The following is a 21,437-nucleotide window of genomic DNA, read 5'->3' as shown; positions in this document are numbered from 1 at the left end:
TTCCAGAAAATCCGCTATAATAAAACAGTCTTATATTGATAGAGAGGAGGAGATCCCATGCGTCGGCTGGCCATCTTCTCCTTTGCCTTTGCCCTGGCGGCTCTGTGCGCCGGATACCTGCCCCTGGATGAGGCGCTGATCCCTCTGGGGATCGCCTTGGCCGTGCTGTCCGCCCTCACCTGGATTCCCTTGGAGGGGCAGAGGCGGGCACGGAAGGCGGTGCGCTGGGCGGCGGCGGGACTGGCCCTGGGGTTCCTCTGGACCGCCGGGTATTCCGCCCTGTTCTGGCGGCCCGCCTTGGCCCTGGACGACACCACCATCCGCCTCCAGGGCACCGTGGCCCAGTGGCCCCAGGAGACCGGCTACGGTTTCTCCGTCCAGGTTCGCCTGGAGCCCGAGTCCGGCCCGGACATCCGGACCCTGCTGTATCTGGACGACCAGGGAGCGGACCTGCGCCCCGGGGACAAAATCGAGACGGTGGCCCACTGTTCCCGGGCGGACCGCTCCTCCTCCGGGGAGGAGATCACCTACTACACCGCCCAGGGCGTCTTTCTCACCGCCCGGGCCTACGGCCGCCTGGATGTGGAGCGGCCGGAATCCCCGCCCATCCGGGACTGGCCGGCCTGCTGGACCCGGGTCCTGGAGGAGAGCGTGGAGCGCATCTTTCCCCAGGGTGTGGCGCCCCTGGCCAAGGCCCTGGTCACGGGAAACCGGACGGACCTGTCCGACTCCTTCAACACCGACCTCCAGCGCACCGGCCTCACCCACACGGTGGCGGTGTCCGGCTCCCATCTGGTGCTTCTGGCGGGGCTGCTGTCCCTCCTGCTGGGCGGCAGCCGGAGGGGGACCGCCCTGGTGCTCATCCCCGTGTCCATCCTGTTCACCATGATGACCGGGTGCACCCCGTCCATCGTCCGGGCGGCCATTATGATTATCCTGCTCCAGATTGCCCCGCTGCTCCGCCGGGAGCGGGACAGCGCCACCGCCCTGGGGACGGCCCTGCTGCTCATTCTGCTGGCAAACCCCTTCTCCATCACCCATGTGGGGCTCCAGTTGTCCTTCGCGGCGGTGGCGGGCATCCTTCTGTGCGCCGGACGCATCCAGGAGGCCCTGATGGCCCGCGTCCCCTTTCAGGGTTCCAAGCGTGGGAGTCCCGGCTGGTGCGCCCGGAGCGTCCTGCGCTTCCTGGTCTCCACCATGGCCGCCACCGTGGGGGCCAGCGTGCTCACCACGCCCCTCACCGCCCTGTACTTCAACTCGGTGCCCCTCATCTCCCTGCTGTCCAACCTGCTCACCCTGTGGGCGGTGGGCGGACTGTTCGGGGCGGGGCTGATCCTGGGCGGAGCGGGAGTTCTCCTGCCCCAGGCGGCCGCCCTGCTGGCCCGGCCGGTCTCTCTGCTGGGGCGGTACCTGGCCTGGAGCATCGAGGGCTTATCCCGGGCCCCCTTCTCCGCCGTCACCCTGGACACGCCCTACTACCGGATGTGGCTGGTTTTTGTCTATCTGCTGATCCTGTTCGTCCTCCTCCATCGGGGGAGGCGGCGGTGGGTCACCCCAATCTGCGCCGGGGCGTCCGCCCTGTGCCTGTCCATGGTGCTGAGCAATCTGAGCTTCTGGCAGGGGGCCGGGGCGGTCACCGCCCTGGACGTGGGCCAGGGGCAGAGCATTCTGGTGCGCTCCGGCCGCTTCCTGACCCTGGTGGACTGCGGCGGGGACGGCTATGACAGTGCCGGGGACACGGCCGCCGACTACCTGACCGACCGGGGCGTGGGGCGGCTGGACCTGCTGGTGCTCACCCACTTCCACGGCGACCACGCCAACGGGGTGACCCAGCTCCTGCGGCGGGTGGACGTGGACACTCTGGCCATCCCCGACGTGGAGCCGGACAGCGCCCTCCGGCAGGAGATCGTCTCTTTCGCGGAGGAGCGGGGCACTCAGGTGCTGTATGTGCAGACCGATACCACCCTGGACCTGGGGGAGGGGCGGACCATCCGCCTCATCGCTCCGCTGGGCAGCGGGGAGACCAACGAGGAGGGTCTCACCGTCCTGGCCTCCCAGGGGGAGTTTGACGTGCTGGTCACCGGCGACATGGGCTCCGACGTGGAGGGGCTGCTGCTCCGCCACACCCAGCTGCCCGACCTGAAGGTGCTGGCCGCGGGCCACCACGGGTCCCAATATTCCACCTCCCAGGCCCTGCTGGACCAGACCCGGCCGGAGTACGCCCTCGTCTCCGTGGGGGCGGACAACCGCTACGGCCACCCGGCCCAGGAGACGTTGGAGCGCATCGCCGCCGCCGGGGCGGAGATCTACCGCACAGATGTGGCGGGAACGGTGACCGTCCGGATAAATACGCTGACCGGTACGCCGTAGGGGCGGCCTTTGGCCGCCCGTAGATCGTGCACCATTTCAGACGAACGCGGGCGGCCGGAGGCCGCCCCTGCATCTCTATAAATCGACAGGAGGAACCTCTATGGCCTTTCCCTTGACCGACGAACAAAAGAAGATCGTAGACGACCGGGGCGGGGAGCTGCTGGTGTCCGCCGCCGCCGGATCGGGCAAGACCCGGGTGCTGGTGGAGCGGCTGCTGGACCGGGTGACCCGGGAGGGGCTGGACCTGGACCGCTTCCTGGTCATCACCTACACCAAGGCCGCCGCCGCCGAGCTGCGCACCCGCATCGCCCAGGAGCTGTCCTCCCGCCTGGCGGAGAACCCCGGGGACCGGCACCTGCGGCGGCAGTCCACCCTGGTGTACCGGGCCCAGATCTCCACCATCCACTCCTTCTGCTCCGCCCTCCTGCGGGAGGAGGGCCACCGGCTGGACCTGGACCCGGACTTCCGGCTGTGCGACGAGGGGGAGGCCCAGGTGCTCATGGCCCAGGTGCTGGAGGACGTGCTGGAGGCGCAGTATGAGGGGATCAAGCCGGACAGCCCCTTTGCCGTCCTGGTGGACACCCTGTCCGCCGGGCGGGACGACAGCCGCCTGGCCCAGATCGTGCTGGACGTGTTCGGCCGCATCCAGAGCCACCCCCACCCGGAGCGCTGGCTGAGGGAGCAGCGGGAGGTGTGGGAGCTGTCCGGGGTGACCGACGCGGGGGAGACCGCCTGGGGCCGGCTGCTCCTCACCGACGCCGCCCGGCAGGGGCGGGACTGCGCCAAACGGCTGGAGGAGGCCCTGGCCCTGACGGCCGCCGACGAGCTGCTGGAGGGGAACTACGCCCCCTCCCTCCAGGCCACCCTGGAGGGGGTGGAGGCCTTCTGCGCCGCCGCCGAGGGGGGCAGCTGGGACCGGGCGTTCGCCTGCCTGCCCATCCCCTTCCCGGCGGTGGGCCGGAAGCGGAAGCGGACCGTGGAACTCAGCCCCATGGAGGAGGCCCGGGCCCTGGCGGCCACCCAGCGGGTGAAGGACCTGCGGGACGCTGTGAAGGAGCGGTTCGGAAAGCTGTCCGACTGGTTCGACGGGGACAGCGGGGAACAGCTTGCCGCCCTTGCGGAGAGCCGTCCGGCGGTCCAGGGGCTCATGGACCTGGTGGGGACCTTCCAGGGGGCCTATCAGGCGGAGAAGGCCCGGCGGGGCCTATTGGACTTCTCCGATTTGGAGCACTTCGCCGTCCGCCTGCTCACAGACCCGGAGACGGGAGAGCCCACCCAGCTGGCCCGGAGCTGGAGCGCCCGCTACGCCGAGGTGATGGTGGACGAGTACCAGGATACCAACCAGGTGCAGAACGCCATTTTTTCCGCCGTGTCCGACGGGGGAAGAAAACTCTTTCAGGTGGGGGACGTGAAGCAGTCCATCTACCGCTTCCGGCTGGCCGACCCCACCATTTTTTTGGGAAAGTACCGCAGCTTCCCGGACGGGGACGAGGCGGCGGAGGGGGAGCCCCGGCGGCGGGTGCTCTCCCGGAATTTCCGCTCCCGGAGGCAGGTGCTGGAGGGGTGCAACGACCTGTTCCGAAATATTATGTCTACTGAGTTTGGCGAGCTGGACTACACCGACGACCAGGCCCTGGTCCCCGAGGGCAAGTTCCCGGAGCGTGAACACAAGGAGCTGGAGCTGGACCTGCTGGACCTGTCCTTCCTGGGAGACCAGGAGGAGGGGGAGCGGGAGGACAAGAACCGCCTGGAGGCCCGGTGGGCCGCCCGGCGCATCCGGGCGCTGCTGGATCAGCCCCTGATGGTGAAGGAGGGGGACGGGGAGCGGCCCCTGCGCCCCTCCGACGTGATGATCCTCCTGCGCAGCCCCGGGGTGGTGATGCACCACTACCTGCGGGAGCTGTCCCAGGCGGGGGTCCCCTGGAGGGCGGACAGCGGCGGGGACTTCTTTGAGACCACTGAGGTGAATGTGGCCCTGGCCCTGCTGCAGATCGTGGACAACCCCCGCCAGGACGTGCCCCTCATCGCCGCCCTGCGCTCCCCGCTGTACGGCTTTGACGGGGACAAGCTGGCCCTCCTCCGGGCGGGGAGCAAAAGCGGGGACTTCTACTCCGCTGTGGTCCGCGCCGCCCAGGAGGGGGACGGGGAGTGCCGGGACTTTTTGGAGGAGCTGGAGGAGCTGCGCTTCGGGGCGGGGGACATGACCTGCCGCCAGCTCATCTGGCACATCTATGAAAAGACCAACCTGCTGGGCCTGTTCGGGGCCATGCCCGGGGGACAGGAGCGGCAGGACAACCTGCTCTCCCTGTATGCCCTGGCCGGGGAGCTGGAGGACAGCGGCTGCCGCTCTCTGTTCCAGTTCCTCCTGCGCCTGGAGCGCATCCGCGCGGCGGGGGGGAAGTTCTCCGCTGCCTCCTCCGCCCGGGAGGGGGAGGGGGTGTCCATCCTGTCCATCCACCGCTCCAAGGGGCTGGAGTGCCCGGTGGTGCTGGTGTGCGGCCTGTCCCGCCGCTTCAACCGGGACGACCTCATGCGACCGGTGCTGTTCCACGCCCAGCTGGGGGTGGGCCCCAAGGGCCTGGACCGGGAGCGGATGGTGGAGTACCCCACTCTGGCCCGGCGGGCGGTGGCCCGGCAGCTGGAGCGGGAGATGATGGCCGAGGAGCTGCGCCTGCTGTACGTGGCCATGACCCGGGCCCAGGAGAAGCTGATTTTGTCCATCGCCCTCACCGAGGGGCTCAAGGCCCTGGAGCGGCTGGCGGGGGAGGCGGACGCCCCGGTGGCCCCGGCGGCCCTGGAGCGGCAGCAGAGCGTGGGGGCATGGATTCTTCTCCACGCCCTCACCCGGCCGGAGGCGGAGGGGCTGCGGGCCATGTGCGGCGCTCCGGAGCGGAGCGCCCAAGGGCTGGGGCCCGCCTGGGACATCCGCTGGGTGGAGGGGGCGGGGCTCCGGGCGGCCTCTCAGCCCGAGGGCCGCTTTGCCGACCTGCCTGCGGCGGAGCAGGATGGAGAGGCCGGGGAACTGATGGAGGCCCTCACCTGGCGCTACCCCTATGGGGCGGCGTCCGAGATGCCCTCCAAGCTCACCGCCACCCAGCTGAAGGGACGGGTGCTGGACCAGGAGGCGGCGGAGGAGACCCCCAAGCCCCGGGAGCACCGACCGGAGTCCATCCAGCGGCCGGACTTCATTGCCCGGGAAAAGGGGCTCACCCCCACAGAGCGGGGGACCGCCCTCCACCTGGCCATGCAGTATCTGCCCCTGAATGGGGACCACAGCCCGGAGGGGATCCGCCGGGAGCTGGACCGCCTGGCGGCGGGGGGGTTCCTCACCCACCTCCAGCGGGAGGCGGTGGACCCGGCGGTGCCGGCAGCCTTCTTCGCCTCCGACTTGGGGAAACAGCTGCTGGCCTCTCCTGAGATCCACCGGGAGTTCAAGTTCTCCATCCTGACCCCGGCCTCGGACTACGGCCCCGGGCTGGAGGGGGAGGAGGTGCTTCTCCAGGGGGTCATCGACTGCTGGTTTGCCGAGGGGGACGGGCTCACCGTCCTGGATTTCAAGAGCGACCGCATCCGCCCCGGCGGCGAGGGGACACGGGCGGAGGAGTACCGCCCCCAGCTGGAGGCATACAGCCGGGCCCTGGAGCGGGTTACCGGGCGGAAGGTTTTCAGGCGGGTGCTATGGTTTTTTGCCACGGGACAGCCGTGGGAGCTGTGATGAAACAAGACATGGGGGCCGGCGGAAGCGTCCGCCGGCCCCGACTCTGAGGGGGATCTTTTCGGCCTTTTTGCGGCGTGAAAATTTTTGTCAAAAAATTTTGAAAAAACTATTGACATTTCCGCCGGCCTTGCGTATAATAGCACCTGTCCTCGCGAGAGGGCGAAACAAAAAACCAAAAAATAGCGGGATTGTGTAAGGGTAGCACGACAGACTCTGACTCTGTTTGTGAGGGTTCGAATCCTTCTCCCGCTGCCAAAACAAAAGGCAACTGCGAAAGCAGTTGCCTTTTGTTTTGGGTTCCGGCCGCCAGAGGCGGCCTACACCCTTCGGCATTAGAATGCTCAGGGCGGCGAAGCCGCCCTTCCGCCGAGGTTTTGCCTGCGGCAAAACGCTCGAACGCCGCAAAAGCGGCGCGGCCCAGAAGGGCCGTAGGACAAGATTTAAGACAGCTGATTCAAAATTTTAAATATCTAGATTGTAGTGACTTGTCAAAAAAGAAGCACCTGCATAGCAGGTGCTTCTTTCAGCTTGTCGAAAAACCTCTGTTCAGACGAATCCGCCCGAGTGTTGGCGGGGGAGCTCGAGGGGGCGGCAGCCCGCCTCGAGTGGGATAGAATGCCCTGAATGCCTTGCATGGCAAGGCGTTCAGCGAGCGCAGCGAGAACTTTTCCGCCGCACAGCGGCGGGAAAGTAACGGCATTTTTGCAGGCTGTCGGAAAAGTCCTTAGACTTTTTCGACAGCCTGAAAGAAGCACCTGCATAGCAGGTGCTTCTTTTTTTGGTACCCGGGATTCTTTAAAATGCTCGGGCGAAATGAATTCGCTCTGCGCCGAGGTTTTACCTGCGGCAAAACGCTCGAACGCCGCAAAAGCGGCGTGGCCCAGAAGGACCGTTGGACAAGATTTAAGATAGCTGATTCAAAATTTTAAATATCTAGATTGTAGTGACTTGTCAAAAAGAAACCTTAGAGCCTCAACGGTTCATGGGATTTTTCTTGCCCTGAATTAGGCGATTTCCCCTTTAGTTGACCCTTTACAGGTTTCCACGCCCTTCTAAGTCTTACTTGCCTCTCTGTGCGACTTCTATCCTGTCCAGCTCTTACGTTGTCGTTCATATCGGTTCCCCGACCTTGGTGGAACACCCGCTGGGAGAACCCCGAGGCCCTGGAGAAGCTGACCTAACCATGTTACCCCGCTCTATGAAATCCAACCCATGGCGGGAGGAACCCAGCCTTCTAGGGTGCACGGTGGACCTGACCCTGACCAGGTTCTACCAATCGGAGAGCGGGGTCCTGGCTCCGCCTCTGTTCACTGGGAACTGGTCCTTTTCTCTGGCCATTCCGGATGAGGCCCCGGGGAGATACCTGCCGCTCCAGCAGCCCTTTGACGTGGAGGGCCGCCGTATCCAGCTCTCGGCCATCTACGTCTCACCGCTCTCACTGACAGTGGAGATGCAGGAGGTGCAGGACCGGGTGGCGGATATTTTCGAGTAGGTCGTGGACATCTGGGCGGGGAATCTCTCTCTGACAACAGTGGAAGGCGGAAGCGTCCAAATTACAGACACCGGGCCAATGTTCAGCACTCGAGAAGACGAACAGACCGGTTTGGAGTTGGGCCGGAGCAAGGACGCTTCCGCTTCTTGCCGGATCGCATCATCGCCCCGGCTGAAATTGCCTCTGCCGCCTTCTTTAGCTCGACCATCCCCTCGCCCTTTAGCCATATCGCAAAAACTGGGAGCGCCAAAGTGCTCCCAGTTTTTTAAAAAAATTATGTTCATAGCACAACATTTCGGTGTGGAAAATTGTATGATAAATAGAGAGAGCAGAGGGGAGGCGTTTAGGATGGACCCAGCGCGCAGCCGGGAGGAAGTGGCCAGCCTCTACCGGAGACACGTGGCCATGGTCTATCAGATCTGTCTGGTGCTGTTAAAAAACGTGCCCGACGCGGAGGACGCATCCCAGAATGTCTTTCGCAAGGTGATGGAGTGGGACAAACCCTTTCAGAGTCCGGACCACGAGAGGGCCTGGCTCATCACCGCCGCCCGGAACGAGTGTAAAAATCAGCTCAAGCACTGGTGGCGCACCCGCCGGGCGGACGAATCCGCGTTAAACGCCCTGACCTGGGAGCAGCCGGAGGACGGGGCGCTGTGGGAGCTGATTTTGTCCCTGCCGGAGAAATACCGGCTGGTGCTCTATCTCCACTACTACCAGGGCTATACCGCCCAGGAGACGGCGGAGATCTTGGGGAAAAAACCCTCCACCGTCCGCACCTGGCTGGTCCAGGCCCGGAAGAAGCTGAAAGAACGATGGGAGGCGGAACACAGTGGGAGATCGTGACATTTACCGGGTATTTGAGCAGGTCAAACCCACCCGGTCTCAGGAGGAGGCCATGCTGGAGCGCCTCTTTTTGGAAGAAAGGAAGGGACGGCCTATGAAGCTGATGAAAAAAACTATTGCAGTGCTGGCGGCCGCCGCCCTGCTGCTGACCACCTGCGCCTTTGCGGCGGTGACCGGCTTTGGCCGGCAGGTATTGGATTACTTCGGCGTGCGGCAGGAGGATGAGGCCCTCTTTTCCCAGGAGTGGGAGCCGGTGGGACTGTCCCACACCTTCCAAAACGGGTGGACCGTTGACGTGAATCAGATGTACACAGGCCTGTACTCCGCGGCCATCCTGGTGGACGTGACCGCCCCGGAGGGAGTTGTCCTGGATGGGGACAACTACTCCCTGAAGTACTGGTGGGAGGAGACCGACAACCCGTGGCCCCCTCGCATAGGCGGCAGGAGCCTAGATTACCTCCCCGACGGCAATTCTGCCGACGGCAAGGTATCCTTTCTGATCACCGCAGTCTGTCTCGAGGACCCCGTCAGTCTGCTGGGTCTGGAGACCAAATTTTACCCCTACCGCCTGACCGAATACTCGGAGGGCGTGGAAGAGACCTTTGATTTTGTGGGCGGCCACTGGACAACCGATTTGACCATCACCCTGTCGGAACAGGCCTCCGGCTTCGTTCAGTCCGTCGGCCAACCCCTCACGGTGGAAGGAGAGGAGGTCCTCCTGGACTCTGTCTATCTCTCCCCTATCGCGGTCTTTTACGGCATCCGCCCCAGCGGGGATGATCCCTTCTCCGACTCCATCTGGGAGGTCATGATTTCCTCCAACGATGCATCGCCCGTCCTCACTACCCAGTCCGGCGAGACGGTTCGGATGGCGGAGCAGGTGTACGGCAGGGCCGCGGGAGAGACGGAGACCGTCTCCTACGGTATGTTTGAGCGGACCTATGCGCCGTTTGCCCGAGTGGGATACCGCCCGGAGCGGGTCTTTGCCCCGGCGGAAATTGCCTCTATTACCATCTTTGGACAGACCTTCCCCCTGGACGGGCTGGTTCCGGTGGAATCATAGGAACAAGGGCGGCACCAGCCGCCCTTGTTTTTCCCGCACAACAGAAAAACAAAAGGCAACTGCTTTCTGATGGTTCCCATAGGTACATTTTCTGAACCGGGTGAATTTTCAGGCACAGAGGCGGACGGCGGAAGCCGTCCGCCTCTGTGTTTTCATGCCAGCAATCGGATGATTGCTTCTTTCTCTGTGATTTCTTTGGTCATGCGCGGTGCGTGGTCGCCCTCCCGCATGGGCGTGTCCAGCGCGCCGATGTCCCGGTACACGATCCGAACGCTCTGGCCAGCGGAGCGGGAGTGCTTTTTCGACCGCTCCCCGATCTCAATGCGCTGGATGAACAGCCGCAGCAGCTGGGGCGTCAGTTCATCGATGGCAGTGTACTGCTTGGCCTTCTCGATGAAGGCATCCACATGGGCGACCGAGGCTTTCAGCCGTTCTAACTGCTCCTCCTTCGCGGGGATAGCCGACTCCAGTTCTTTCTGCTCCTCGTTGTAGTCGGCGGAGAGCATCCGGAACTGCTCGTTGGTCACCCGCCCCAGCACGTTGTCCTCGTAGAGCCGCTTGAACAGGGTGCTCAGTTCCCCGTTCCTGCGGCGCATGGCGTCCACCTCCTTCTGCACACGGTTGATCTCCCGCCGCAGTTCCAAGGTGTTCTTCTGGTTGATGTACTGGGCGAACTGCCGCTCCTTCATCCGGGCGAAGTGGGTCACTCTGCGCAGATCGTCCAGCACGATCTGCTTCAGATCCATCTCTCGGATCTGATGAGGCGTGCAGGCATCCTTGCCTCTCTTGCCGTAGGTAGAACACCGGAAGTAGTACTGATCCTCCCGCATCTTCTCCGTCCGGCAGAGCGTTAGATACTGTCCGCAGTCGGAGCAGTAGACCAGGCCGGAGAACAAGTTAGGTTCCTCCATGTGCTTGGGCGGGCGGCGCTTATGTGCCCGTACATCCCGCACGATGTCCCACAGCTCTTGAGATATCAGCGGAGCGTGGGTATTCTTCACCAGGATCTGCTCACTCTCTGGTCTGCGGATCTGCTTTTTGTTCTTGTAGGAGAGCGTTGTTCGCTGCAGGGAGAGCGTGTGGCCAAGGTAGACGATGTTCTCCAGAATATTTGCTACTGTTTTGCCGCTCCAGCTATATGGACGGGTCGTGTCCAGGTGGTTGCAGTTTTTCCCAGTTTCTTGGTAGTACTGGTTGGTCGGGTTCAGGATCTGCTCTCTGGTCAGGATTCTGGCGATCTGGTTGGGCCCCTTCCCAGCGGCGCACAGCTCGAACATCCGGCATACCACCGGGGCGGTCACCTCGTCCGGCACAATTTCCTTGGTGTCCTTATCCTTCTTTTTGTATCCGTAGGGTGGTTTGGAGCCAGAACGCTCTCCGCGCTCCGCCTGCATCCGCTTGATGGCCCGCACCTTTTTGCTGGTGTCCTTGGCGTGGAGCTCGTTGGCCCAGTTGCGGATGGGGTTGAAGTCGTTGCTGCTCTCCACCAGGGAATCCACTCCGTCGTTGACTGCGATGAACCGGACGCCCTTCTCTGGAAAATAGAGTTCCGTCAGCTGTCCCACCTGCAGGTACTCCCGTCCCAGCCGGCTGAGATCCTTGACGATCAGGGTCTCCACCTCACCGTCCTCGATCATCTCCACGATTTTCTTCCACGCGGGCCGGTCGAAGTTGGTCCCGGAGTATCCGTCGTCAGACAGGAACAGGGTGTTCTCAAATCCATTGTCTGCCGCGTACTTCTCCAGAAACAGCTTTTGGTTGTGGATGGAGTTGGACTCCCCCTGCCGCTCGTCCTCCTGACTGAGCCGGCCATAGAGGATATTATATTTTTGGCTTGCCATATTTTGTAACCTCCTTTTCCTGGGGCAAGCCGGTATGGGGCAGCAACAGTATACCCCGCCGGCTCCCCCAAGTCTACTGAAACGTCAGGCGCTGTGGCCCTTTTCGGAAAACTCCGCGTCGATGAGGGAGAGCATCTTGTCCGTGGGCGTTGCTATGGCTTGGTTGGGAAATACAGAGGTCACATGAAACACCTTTCCACGGATGAGCATCTCCCGCCGGCACTCCATATTCTGCTCCTGCTGGTGATACTCTGTGTCACGAAATATCGTCATGACCTCCCCATCGCTCTGCTCCCGCAGTACGGCCATCTCCGGGTGGTAGCCGCCCAGAATGCCGGTGTCCCGATACTCCTCGTAATCTTTTTTCATATTCGCCTTTCTTCCCATATCAGGGAACGGTTGGCCTCAGCTCATGGTCTGCTGCCAAGTTGGTTCTTCCTCATGATCGTCCTCCTTGTGGCCAAGGGCGATCTTTTTCTCTCTCTCCCTGCGGAGGGCTTTTCTATCACCGTGCTGATGTGTGGTGGTGGCATCCCTTACGGGATCAGCGTCCGCATCGCGCTCCAGAGTGCGGCCAAGCCGGACCAGATCGTCCGCAAGACCACCATGCCCACCAGCGTGCCCAGCAAAATCAGGGCCAGCCAGATCAGGACGGACAGTGCCGTCTCCAAACTGGGCGGAGAAACAGAAAGCTCTTTCTTCTTCCCAGCCTGTTTCAGCTCCGCCCTCATTTGGGCCACATCCCGCGCCAGCGCCTCCAGCTGGGACTGTGTGGGGAGCTGCCCCACCTGCCGGCTCAACGCCCGAAACAGGGCCTCCTGTGCCGCAACGCTGGCCTCCAGGTGCTCCAGCCGGCTGCTGTTGGTGCTCTCCAGCCGGTACAGGGCCGTGAGTACCGCCAGCAGATTCTCCCTGTCCTGCCTCGTGGGAGTGTCCGGCGGCGCGGCTGGCACGGAAAAGGCCGATGCCCGATTTCGCTGTTTCAACTCCTCCAGAGATAATTTCTGCCCGGATTCGGAATTCACGTTCCATGACCTCCTTCGTATACTTCGTTTCGTGAAGCCGGTCATCCCGGCATTTCATTCCTTCCGGTGTGGTGTAGGTGATGTTCTTCCGGCTGTCCGTCCAGCGCACTTGGTAGCCCTCGCTCTCCATCAAAGAAATAAATTTGTCTTTGGTTTCGGCGTACTTCATGCACTGGTCGATGGTGTCCATCAGTCGGAACTTCCAACTCTCGCCCTTGGCGGCGGAGCGGTATTCCCGGCTGCCCATGCGTTTCTGCTTGACCTGTCTCTGAGGCGGCGGTAGGATCTCCAGGCCGTGGGTGGCACAGATCTCATCGCTGGCCAGCCGGTGGGCCTGGAGGTCGGCGGCGCTCTGATGGAGTTTCCTGCCGTCCTGGAAGCTGACGCTGTTGACGATCAGGTGGCTGTGCAGATGGTCGGTGTCGATATGAGTGGCCACCAGCACCTCGAAGTTAGGGAACTCCCGCTGGGCCAGCTCCAGAGCAATGGCGTGGGCCTCCTGGGGTGTCAGGTCGTCTATCTCCGCAAAGGACTGGACAAAGTGATAGCACTGCCGCCCGTCCGTTTTTCGGAATCGATCCTTGGTGAGCCGCATCTCGGAGAGAGCGGACTGGGCGGTGCAGTTCCAGCCTGTCGCTAACCGTTGCCCTTTCCACAGCGTCTTTTCGTCCTGCTGGGTGTATCGCAGCACTCCGCCCAGCGCGCCCCGGCCTCCGCCCCGGTTCTTGACGACGGTAAAAGTAGCCATCTCAGGTCACCTCCCGCAACAGCTGGCGGAGCTGCTCGTTGATCTGACCGTAGCCCTCCGCCAGTCGATCCCCATACACCACGGCGATCTTGCCCATGTTGGCCAGAGTGGTGAGCTGGTTGAGATTCCGCCCCTGGGCTTTCAGTTCAGAGAGCACATTGTCCAGGCCCTCCACCCGGATGATCCTCTTGCCCAGCCCGCAGAGACACAGGTAGTCGGTGACCGTCAGGCCCAGCTCCCGCGCCTTGGCCCGGATGCGGTCTTTCGTCTGCGGTGTTACCCGCAGAGTGATGATCTCGGTTTTCTTTTCTCTCTGCATTGACGCTCCTTTCTCCCCTTCAGGGGCTGTGGTCCGGGGCAGCACCCCGGAACGGTGGCCGGCGTATAGCCGGACGCGATGCTTGCCCTCCCGAAAGGGAGGAATCCCCGTTATCGGCACCCACTCAGCGTCTTACCGGAACAGCTCTATGAACTCCTCCACGGAGCTGACCGCTCCGGCCTGTTTCCAGTAGTGGTAGCGGAGCAGATCGCAGAGCGTACGGAAATTTACTTCCGCCTGCTCCAGCAGATTGTCCATTGCAAGGGCCTGCTGGAAAGCCGTCAGCTCCGTGGGCTGTCCCGGGTGTTGGATGAAGGATCTCACTGTCTCCGCTGGGGGAATTTCCTCGTCATCCATGGACTGTTTCATTGCCTCCATGACGGAGCGCATGGTCTCATCTATGCAGCGGTCCGCCAAGGAATCCAAGAGCAATTTCAAATCTTTCTCCAATCGGTTCATTTGTCCGCGCCCCCTTCGTCAGAAGTGTCTGTTGGATTCGGTGACAGCTGTGACGGCTGTGACAACAAATCCGGCACCGGCTCCGTATCGTTTTTCCCGTCACTGCCGTCATTGCCGTCACAGGCGCGTGTCAACAACAGCTCCCGCCGGTCACGAGTCCGCCTGTTTTGGATAGCAATCCCCATGCGGGACAGCTCCTCTTGGCGGCGGAGCAGGTGCTTCATCAGCACATTGGGACGCATTTTTTCTTTGCAATAGGGCTCCAGCGCCTCTGCCAGCTCCGTGGCGGTGCCGGTAAATTCCCGGCGCTCCGCGAGGAAAGCAGAGAGAGAAGCCAGGATTTTGTCCTGTTCTTCTGTGGATTCCCCGCTGGACACCAGCTTCCATACATGGGCGTCTTGGTCGAACTCCAGGGCCAACTCCTGGTACTCGATGTCCCGCCCGGTGCAGTAGAGAGTGGCGGCGCTGCCGCTCCTTTTTCCTTTCTTCAGTACCAGGTTGGTGTCCGTGGCGCCGCTGATGCCGGTGGTACCGGAGATCATGTTCATGGGGTCTTCATCGTTTAGTTTCCGCAGGTGGTGGATCAGCAGAATGGCGATGCGGTTCCGGTCTGCCAATTCCTTCAGTACACCCAGATCCCGGTAGTCGCTGGCGTAGGGATTTGCCTCGTTTCCCACAGCCCGGATGCGCTGGAGAGTGTCAATGACCACCAGCGCAGTATCTGGGTGTGCGCCAAGAAATCCCTCGATCTGCTCCTCCAGCCCGCTGTGCAGTTTCTCAGACACGGTGGCAAAGCACAAGTCTGCTGGGGCGTTGTCTGTGATGTCCAGCAGGCGGTTTTGGATGCGGGAATAGCTGTCTTCCAGGCAGAGGTAGAGGACGCCGCCCCGGAGAGTGGGGAAATTCCAGACCGGCTCTCCTTTGGCAACACACAGGCAGAGCCACAGAGCCAGCCAGGATTTTCCTACCTTCGGCGCTCCAGCCAGGATGTGCAGTCCCTGGGGGAGCAGTTTGTCTACGACAAAGCGGATGGGCGGCAGGACGGTGCTCATCAGAGTTTCGCCGTCCAGATAGGTCAACGGGGTTGGATTCATGTTCGCCCTTCTTTCTTTTCTGAGTTTGTTTTAGGACAATCCCAACTGCGGCCATCAGCTGGTTTTCCGATTCGGAACCTTTGTCCTTCACCCATTAGGACACTCAGAAGCAGTTTGTAAACCAGAAAATAGAAAATCTTTGGAAAAAATTTTGCTCCCATCCAGTATGGACGAGAGCGGAGCTTATGAATAGCAAGCCCAGAGACAGAAAAAAGCTGGGGAGCCCTGTCATGTGACAGAGCTCCTCAGCTTTTCGTGGAGCCTTCTCAGCCGCTTTGATACCGCCATTTTCGAGATGCCGCAGAGCCTCCCGATCTCCTCCATGGTCAGCTCCTGACCATAGCGCAGGGCGACCAGGTTTTGCTCCTGGGCATCCAATTTTTGGACAGCCTTTCGCAGAGTTTCAAGCTGGAGGGCCTGGATCGCAGTTTCTTCCACGGGAGGATCGGTGTTTCCAAGGCAGGACAGCACCGTTTCAAACTCACTTCTACTCAGATGCCTCTCGTCCCGCTTGTCCTGCGCCTGCTCCCGCTTCCGCTCCTGCTCCAGAAATTCCGCTACCTCCTTTGGCACCGATACTGGCTCACCATTGTAGAGAACAACGACAGAGTCGTCCATTCATGTCCTTTCCGCTCTCCACGGAAAGGCGCACACCCGCGCTGCCGGTACAGCGCCAAATACTGAAGACCTTCATGGATGTTCCCTTCGTTCAGGGTGGTTTTGGTGCCCTACGAGGCCCATGAATGCCTGAGGTTCACAGGGGTGTGAACCTCACCGGAAAGCTGCGAGTTTCGGCTTTCGCCTGTGTCCAGTATAGAACAAAAGTTCTTTTTGTCAATAAGAATACGAATACGATGGAATCTACAATGTAAATGGGCAAATTGGCTTTGTGCCCTGAATGAAATTCTCCTATATGGTGGTAAAAATATAAAGGCAGAATAGAAAAAGATGATTCAATACTCGTGTGGTCCTTGACAATACATATAAGTTAGCATATACTAACTATTACTCTTAATTAGCAGAAAGAAAACTTGTCCCGGCAGACAAAGAACAGGAGGGAGTTGGAATGAAACTGGCAGTAGCTTGGGGGCTGCTCGTCCCGCTTCTCGGCACCTCCCTGGGCGCCGCCTGCGTCTTTTTTCTGAAGAAGGGCCTGGGGGACCGGGTGCAGCGGGGGCTCACCGGCTTTGCCTCCGGCGTTATGGTGGCTGCATCCATCTGGAGCCTGCTGATCCCCGCCATGGAGCAGTCCGCTGGGGCGGGCGTCTGGGCCTTTCTGCCAGCGGTCATCGGCTTCTGGGCCGGTATCCTCTTCCTGCTGGGTCTGGATCACCTGATCCCCCACCTCCACCAGCGGAGCCAGCAGGCAGAGGGACCCCGCACCCGGCTGGAGCGCTCCACCATGATGGTGCTGGCCGTCACCCTCCACAACATCCCAGAGGGGATGGCGGTGGGGGTGGTCTACGCGGGTTTCCTGGCGGGAGAAGGCCAGATCACGATGACAGCCGCGCTGGTCCTGTCCCTGGGCATCGCCATCCAGAACTTCCCCGAGGGGGCCATCATCTCCATGCCTCTGCGGGCGGAGGGGGTGGGCAAGGTCCGGGCCTTTGCGGGGGGTGTGCTCTCCGGTGCGGTGGAACCCCTGGGCGCCGGGCTGACCATCCTGGCCGCCGGGCTGGTGGTTCCAGCCTTGCCCTATCTGCTGAGTTTCGCCGCCGGCGCCATGCTTTATGTGGTGGTGGAGGAACTGATCCCGGAGATGTCCCAGGGGGAGCACTCCAATGTGGGAACGCTGACCTTCGCCCTGGGCTTCACCCTGATGATGGCGCTGGACGTGGCACTGGGCTAAGCGAGACATCCAAAACGACCACTTTTTCATGCCTAATAGTTAGCGTGATCTAACCTTTTTAAATAGACAGGAGGAATAGACGATGTGGAAGTACACGGCCCAAGTAGACGGCATGATGTGCGGCATGTGCGAAAGCCATGTAAACGATGCGGTTCGGAAATCATTTCCAGTGAAGAAGGTCACCTCCTCCCGGAGCAAAAAAGAGACCACGGTGATTGCAGAGACGGACCTGGACGAGGATGCCCTGCGTGCTGCCATTTCCGCCACCGGCTATGAGGTGGGGGAGATCCGGAAGGAGCCCTGGGAAAAGAAGGGGCTGTTCAGCCGGTAAAGAGCCGGGATGCAGACAGATGGAAAGGGGGCAAAATATTGCTGGCGGAATTTCTGGCAGACCGTGGAGATTGGACCCAGGTGATGCCCGGCGCCCGAGCCTGTCTGTTCTCTCTGGAGAAGGGACCACACCTATTACCCCTCCAACTGGCTCCCTTGCACTTTGAGGCCCTGTTCTGCCTGGGGGGATCAGTGACCTTGACCCGGCGGAACGGAACCTTCCTGACCGCTGACGCCAGGAAGGTGTTGATTCTCACTGACTTCTCTGGGCTGACCAATGCCCGGGTGGACTCATCTCTGGCTGGCGTCCTGGTGGCGGTAGATGCCCGGGGTGCCCGAGAGAGCCTGGAAACTATCTGCAATCTGCTGGGTGGCCTAACCCTGGACACAGGGCAGGTGCGGCGATGGATGGCCAGTCGGGGTGGCTGCGCCGTGGAGGGTCCCACCAACTGGAGCCGGGCAGCTTTTGATAACTTGGACCGTCTTCCCCAAAGCGAGCAGGCGCGCTGGTGCGTGTGGAAGTCGGTGGAACTGCTCTATCTGCTCTCCACCCAGGATGAACAGGGGACGTATACTCTCCCGGGTTCGATGCCAAATCGGAATATAGCCCGGTCTCTGGCGGAGACCTGTCGGTACATGGAAGCGCATCTGGATGAGCCTCTCACCATCCCAGCCCTGAGTCGCCGAGCCTGTCTCTCCGCCACCACGTTTAAGGAGGCGTTCCGCCGGCTGTATGGCCTGCCTGTTCATACCTGGCTGCGGCAGAGGCGGATGGAACGAGCGGCAGAACTGCTGAACACGTCCGGATTAAATCTGGAAGGAGTGGCAAAAGCGGTAGGTTACAGCAGCGTCAGTCAATTTGCCGCCGCTTTCCGCCAACAATATGGAGTGCCTCCGGGCCAATACCGAAAAAATGTCTGAATAGGCGGTTACTCGGCTGATTTGGCAATGCAGTTACACAGGGTGTCTGCTATAATACTTCAATACGCAAAGAGATATGTTTGTTTTCCAACAGGAGGAGATCTTGATGAAACAGCATCGCTTCTGGGCCTGGGGCGCCGTGATCTGCATGGTCATGGTGATGATCACAGGCTACAAACGCAAATAAGTACATAGCAGAAAGGAAGAAACCCCCATGATGAAACACTATGTCAGACTGGCCTGCTTCGTGGGCGGCGCCCTGTTTGGCTCCGCCGGCGTGAAGCTGCTCACCAGCAAGGACGCCAAGAAGGCCTATACCCACATCACCGCTGCCGGCCTGCGGATGAAGGACAGCGTGATGGAGACGGTTACCTCCGCCCAAGAGAACGCCGCCGACATTCTTGCCGCCGCCAAGGACATCAACGAGGCCCGGGCCGCCAAGGAGGCCGAGGCTCAGGTAGAGGGCCAGGAGGCCTGAAAAACTGCGGAAGGGAGCCGGTAAGCGGCTCCCTTTTTCCATGAGGAGAGATCAACTATGAGAGCGACCATCGTACACGAGAGCAGAGGCCGGATGCGCCTGCGGCTGAGGCAGAAAACTATGACCTTCCGCCAAGCGGACCTGCTGGAGACCTGGCTGAAGGCCCAGTCCTGGACCAAAGAGGCGGTCGTCCATGAGCGTACCTGCTGCGTCATTGTGACTTATGCGGGGGAGCGGGAAACCGTCCTCTCCGCTATCGGCGGCTTCACCTGGACCAAGGCAGAGGAGTCAGTTACCCTTCCCAGTCACAGTATCCGGGAACTGAACCGGGAATTTCAGGAGAAACTGGTGGGCAAGGTGCTGATGAAGGGGGCCGCCGCCCTGTTCCTGCCCGCTCCGCTGCGGGTTGCCCGGGTAATCTGGCATATGACGCCCTTTCTCCATAAGGGTTTTCGTTGCCTGAACCGAGGGAAAATCAAGGTGGAGCTGCTGGATGCCCTGTCCATCGGGATCTCTGTGGGCCGCCGGGACTTCGGCACTGCCGGTATGGTGATGTTCCTGCTGGAGATCGGCGAGCTGTTGGAGGACTGGACGAGGAAGAAGTCTGTGGCCGACCTGGCGGAGAGCCTGTCCCTCCATGTGGATCGGGTGTGGTTGAAAACAGAGGCCGGCGAGGTACTCACCCCCATCGGCCAGATCCAGCCCGGTGACCGGGTGGTGATCCGGGCCGGGGGTGTCATTCCCCTGGACGGCGTGGTAGCGGAAGGAGAGATCACCGTCAATCAGGCCTCCCTCACTGGCGAGTCCGTCCCTGTGGCTAAGCGCCCCGGCGGCGCGGTCTACGCCGGCACTGTGGTGGAGGAAGGCGAGTGCGTCCTGGAGGTGAAACAGGCCTCCGGCCAGGGCCGCTACGACCAGATTGTGGAGATGATCCAGCGGTCAGAGCAGATGAAGTCCGCCGCTGAGGCCAAGGCATCCAGTTTGGCGGATCGGCTGGTGCCCTATACCTTTGCCGGGAGCCTGCTGAGCCTGGCCCTCACCCGGAATGTGACCCGAGCCCTGTCGGTGCTGATGGTGGACTTTTCCTGCGCCCTGAAGCTGGCTATGCCTCTGGCGGTGCTCTCCGCCATGCGGGAGGCGGGACGGGAGCACATCACAGTCAAGGGAGGCAAATTCCTGGAGGCGGTTGCCCAGGCGGACACCATCGTCTTTGACAAGACCGGCACTCTCACCCACGCTTGCCCCCGGGTGGCGAGGATCGTCCCTTTCAACGGGAAGGAAGAAGCGGAGATGCTCCGCCTGGCTGCCTGCCTGGAAGAGCACTTCCCCCACTCCATGGCCAACGCCGTGGTGGAGGAGGCCCACCGCCGGGGGCTCACCCACGAGGAGCGCCACGCCAGGGTGGAATATTTGGTGGCCCACGGCATCGCCAGCTCGGTGGATGGGGAGCAGGTGCGCATCGGCAGCGCCCACTTCATCTTTGAGGACGAAAAGGTGACCATCCCGGAGGGCGAACAGGCCAAGTTCGACGCCCTGCCCCCGGAGTATTCCCAACTCTATCTCGCAATCGAAGGAGTGCTTTCGGCCGTGATCTGTATCTCCGATCCCCTGCGGGAGGAGGCGAAGGACGTGCTTTCCGCCCTGCGGGGCTTGGGCGTGAAAAACGCCGTCATGCTCACCGGGGACAGCCCCCGCACCGCAGCCGCCATCGCGGCACAGCTGGGAGTTGACGATTTCCAGGCCGGAGTGCTTCCGGCGGACAAGGCGGACTATGTAGCCGCCCTCCGGCGGGAGGGCCGCACCGTCCTCATGGTGGGGGACGGCATCAACGACTCCCCCGCCCTCTCCGAGGCGGACGCGGGCATCGCCATCAGTGATGGGGCGGCCATCGCCCGGGAGATCGCCGACATCACCATCGCCGCTGACAGCCTGTGGGAGCTGGTGCGCCTGCGGCAGCTGGCCATGGCTCTGATGCGCCGCATCCAGAACAACTACCGTTTCGTTATCGGCTTCAACGGGGCGCTCATCGGCCTTGGCGTAGCGGGTATCCTGCCCCCTGCAACCTCCGCCATGCTCCACAACCTGTCCACTCTTGGGGTGAGCCTCCACAGCATGAGCGCCCTGCCCATGTCCAAAACAGAATAACGTACCCAGACAGAGCCCGGCGCGTTTGCACCGGGCTTTTTCAATCTGCCTATTGACAAATGCTCCCGTCAGCCGTATTATAACGATGTTATATCACACTGTTATAAGGAGGCTGCCTCATGGAAGAGAGAACCACTGCAACTCTGGAAAAAATCCAGGAAGCTGCGCTGGCGGAGTTCCTGGATAAAGGATTTCAGGGTGCCTCCCTGCGGCAGATCGTAAAGAACGCCGGAGTGACTACCGGGGCCTTTTACGGCTACTTCTCCAGCAAGGAGGCCCTGTTCAACGCCCTGGTGGAGCCCCATGCCGCTGCCCTTATGGGCAAGTTCATGGAGGCCCAGACCTCCTTTGCCGAGCTGCCCGAGGAGCAGCAGCCATCCCACATGGGGGTGGAATCCGGGACCTATTTGGACTGGATGGTGGACTACATCTGTCAGCACCGGGAGCCGGTAAAGCTGCTCCTCACCCGCTCAGAGGGCACCAGCTACGAGCACTTCGTCCACAACATGGTGGAGGTGGAGGTAGAATACACCCTCCAATACATGGAGGTTCTCCGCCGCCTGGGAAAGGACATTCCCGAGTTGGACAAATCCCTATGTCACATCATCGCCAGCGGGATGTTCAACGGGATATTCGAGATCGTGGTCCACGATATGCCGCGGGATCAGGCCCTGCGGGATGTGGCTCAACTCCGCGACTTCTACACTGCCGGATGGCTGAAATTGATGGGGGCTTGACCCCT

Annotated in this window: 18 protein-coding genes and 1 tRNA gene; 12 read left to right on the top strand and 7 right to left on the bottom strand. The window is 61.6% G+C overall.

All coding sequences use genetic code 11. The features are described from left to right. The first annotated feature begins 57 nt into the window (after positions 1-57). The 6 genes from B5F19_RS02905 to B5F19_RS02880 all read left to right on the top strand — a co-directional run bounded on the left by B5F19_RS02905 (position 58) and on the right by B5F19_RS02880 (position 9,486). Entirely contained in the window at positions 58-2,370 is a 2,313-nt protein-coding gene (locus B5F19_RS02905) for a DNA internalization-related competence protein ComEC/Rec2 (RefSeq protein ID WP_087287775.1), read from the top strand. Positions 2,371-2,470: 100 nt separating this feature from the next. Beyond that, positions 2,471-6,085 carry a helicase-exonuclease AddAB subunit AddA gene (gene addA / locus B5F19_RS02900; protein ID WP_087287773.1) on the top strand — a complete coding sequence of 1,205 codons (3,615 nt, stop codon included), beginning with the start codon at positions 2,471-2,473 and terminating at the stop codon, positions 6,083-6,085. Between the two features lie 184 nt (positions 6,086-6,269). Then, positions 6,270-6,343, top strand: a tRNA-Gln gene (locus B5F19_RS02895). A 943-nt stretch (positions 6,344-7,286) separates the two neighbouring features. Further along, complete coding sequence (locus tag B5F19_RS02890; protein ID WP_140394145.1) at positions 7,287-7,580, top strand: hypothetical protein; 294 nt, start codon at positions 7,287-7,289, stop codon at positions 7,578-7,580. A gap of 348 nt (positions 7,581-7,928) precedes the next feature. After that, the gene (locus tag B5F19_RS02885; protein ID WP_087287769.1) at positions 7,929-8,423 is read left to right on the top strand and encodes an RNA polymerase sigma factor; all 495 of its coding nucleotides are present in this window, start codon (positions 7,929-7,931) and stop codon (positions 8,421-8,423) included. Beyond that, positions 8,410-9,486, top strand: a complete 1,077-nt coding sequence (locus tag B5F19_RS02880) for a hypothetical protein (RefSeq protein WP_087287766.1) — start codon at positions 8,410-8,412, stop codon at positions 9,484-9,486. The genes B5F19_RS02885 and B5F19_RS02880 overlap by 14 nt, the downstream gene beginning before the upstream one ends. 152 nt (positions 9,487-9,638) lie before the next feature. Here the strand turns inward: B5F19_RS02880 and B5F19_RS02875 are convergent, their stop codons facing one another. The 7 genes from B5F19_RS02875 to B5F19_RS02845 all read right to left on the bottom strand — a co-directional run bounded on the left by B5F19_RS02875 (position 9,639) and on the right by B5F19_RS02845 (position 15,590). Next, a complete protein-coding gene (locus tag B5F19_RS02875) occupies positions 9,639-11,327 on the bottom strand; it encodes a recombinase family protein (protein ID WP_087287764.1) in 1,689 nt (562 codons plus the stop codon). Positions 11,328-11,411: 84 nt separating this feature from the next. After that, entirely contained in the window at positions 11,412-11,696 is a 285-nt protein-coding gene (locus B5F19_RS02870; RefSeq protein ID WP_087287762.1) for a hypothetical protein, read from the bottom strand. Positions 11,697-11,732: 36 nt separating this feature from the next. Then, entirely contained in the window at positions 11,733-13,100 is a 1,368-nt protein-coding gene (locus B5F19_RS02865; RefSeq protein WP_087287759.1) for a relaxase/mobilization nuclease domain-containing protein, read from the bottom strand. 1 nt (position 13,101) lies between these two features. Continuing rightward, entirely contained in the window at positions 13,102-13,419 is a 318-nt protein-coding gene (locus B5F19_RS02860; protein ID WP_087287756.1) for a plasmid mobilization relaxosome protein MobC, read from the bottom strand. Positions 13,420-13,551: 132 nt separating this feature from the next. Then, the gene (locus B5F19_RS02855; RefSeq protein ID WP_087287753.1) at positions 13,552-13,878 is read right to left on the bottom strand and encodes a hypothetical protein; all 327 of its coding nucleotides are present in this window, start codon (positions 13,876-13,878) and stop codon (positions 13,552-13,554) included. Next, entirely contained in the window at positions 13,875-14,972 is a 1,098-nt protein-coding gene (locus B5F19_RS02850; protein WP_087287750.1) for an AAA family ATPase, read from the bottom strand. The genes B5F19_RS02855 and B5F19_RS02850 overlap by 4 nt, the downstream gene beginning before the upstream one ends. Before the next feature lie 228 nt (positions 14,973-15,200). Continuing rightward, a complete protein-coding gene (locus B5F19_RS02845) occupies positions 15,201-15,590 on the bottom strand; it encodes a sigma-70 family RNA polymerase sigma factor (RefSeq protein ID WP_087287747.1) in 390 nt (129 codons plus the stop codon). Between the two features lie 448 nt (positions 15,591-16,038). Between B5F19_RS02845 and B5F19_RS02840 the strand changes: the two genes are divergently transcribed. From B5F19_RS02840 to B5F19_RS02815, 6 genes are all read left to right on the top strand, one after another. Beyond that, entirely contained in the window at positions 16,039-16,821 is a 783-nt protein-coding gene (locus B5F19_RS02840) for a ZIP family metal transporter (protein ID WP_087287745.1), read from the top strand. Positions 16,822-16,903: 82 nt separating this feature from the next. Beyond that, the gene (locus tag B5F19_RS02835; RefSeq protein ID WP_087287742.1) at positions 16,904-17,152 is read left to right on the top strand and encodes a heavy metal-associated domain-containing protein; all 249 of its coding nucleotides are present in this window, start codon (positions 16,904-16,906) and stop codon (positions 17,150-17,152) included. 38 nt (positions 17,153-17,190) lie between these two features. Further along, positions 17,191-18,072, top strand: coding sequence for an AraC family transcriptional regulator (locus B5F19_RS02830; RefSeq protein WP_087287739.1), 882 nt, complete (start codon positions 17,191-17,193; stop codon positions 18,070-18,072). Positions 18,073-18,289: 217 nt separating this feature from the next. After that, the gene (locus tag B5F19_RS02825) at positions 18,290-18,550 is read left to right on the top strand and encodes a DUF6110 family protein (RefSeq protein ID WP_087287916.1); all 261 of its coding nucleotides are present in this window, start codon (positions 18,290-18,292) and stop codon (positions 18,548-18,550) included. A 57-nt stretch (positions 18,551-18,607) separates the two neighbouring features. Next, positions 18,608-20,695: a heavy metal translocating P-type ATPase gene (locus tag B5F19_RS02820; protein ID WP_087287737.1), complete on the top strand. Its 2,088-nt coding sequence runs from the start codon at positions 18,608-18,610 to the stop codon at positions 20,693-20,695. Between the two features lie 119 nt (positions 20,696-20,814). Next, entirely contained in the window at positions 20,815-21,432 is a 618-nt protein-coding gene (locus B5F19_RS02815) for a TetR/AcrR family transcriptional regulator (RefSeq protein ID WP_087287734.1), read from the top strand. The last annotated feature ends 5 nt before the right edge of the window (positions 21,433-21,437 follow it).

Source organism: Pseudoflavonifractor sp. An184, from assembly GCF_002160305.1.
In the GTDB taxonomy this organism is placed as follows: domain Bacteria; phylum Bacillota; class Clostridia; order Oscillospirales; family Oscillospiraceae; genus Lawsonibacter; species Lawsonibacter pullicola.
Note: the sequence above shows the minus strand (reverse complement) of the source record. Positions and strands in the feature narration are given on the sequence as shown.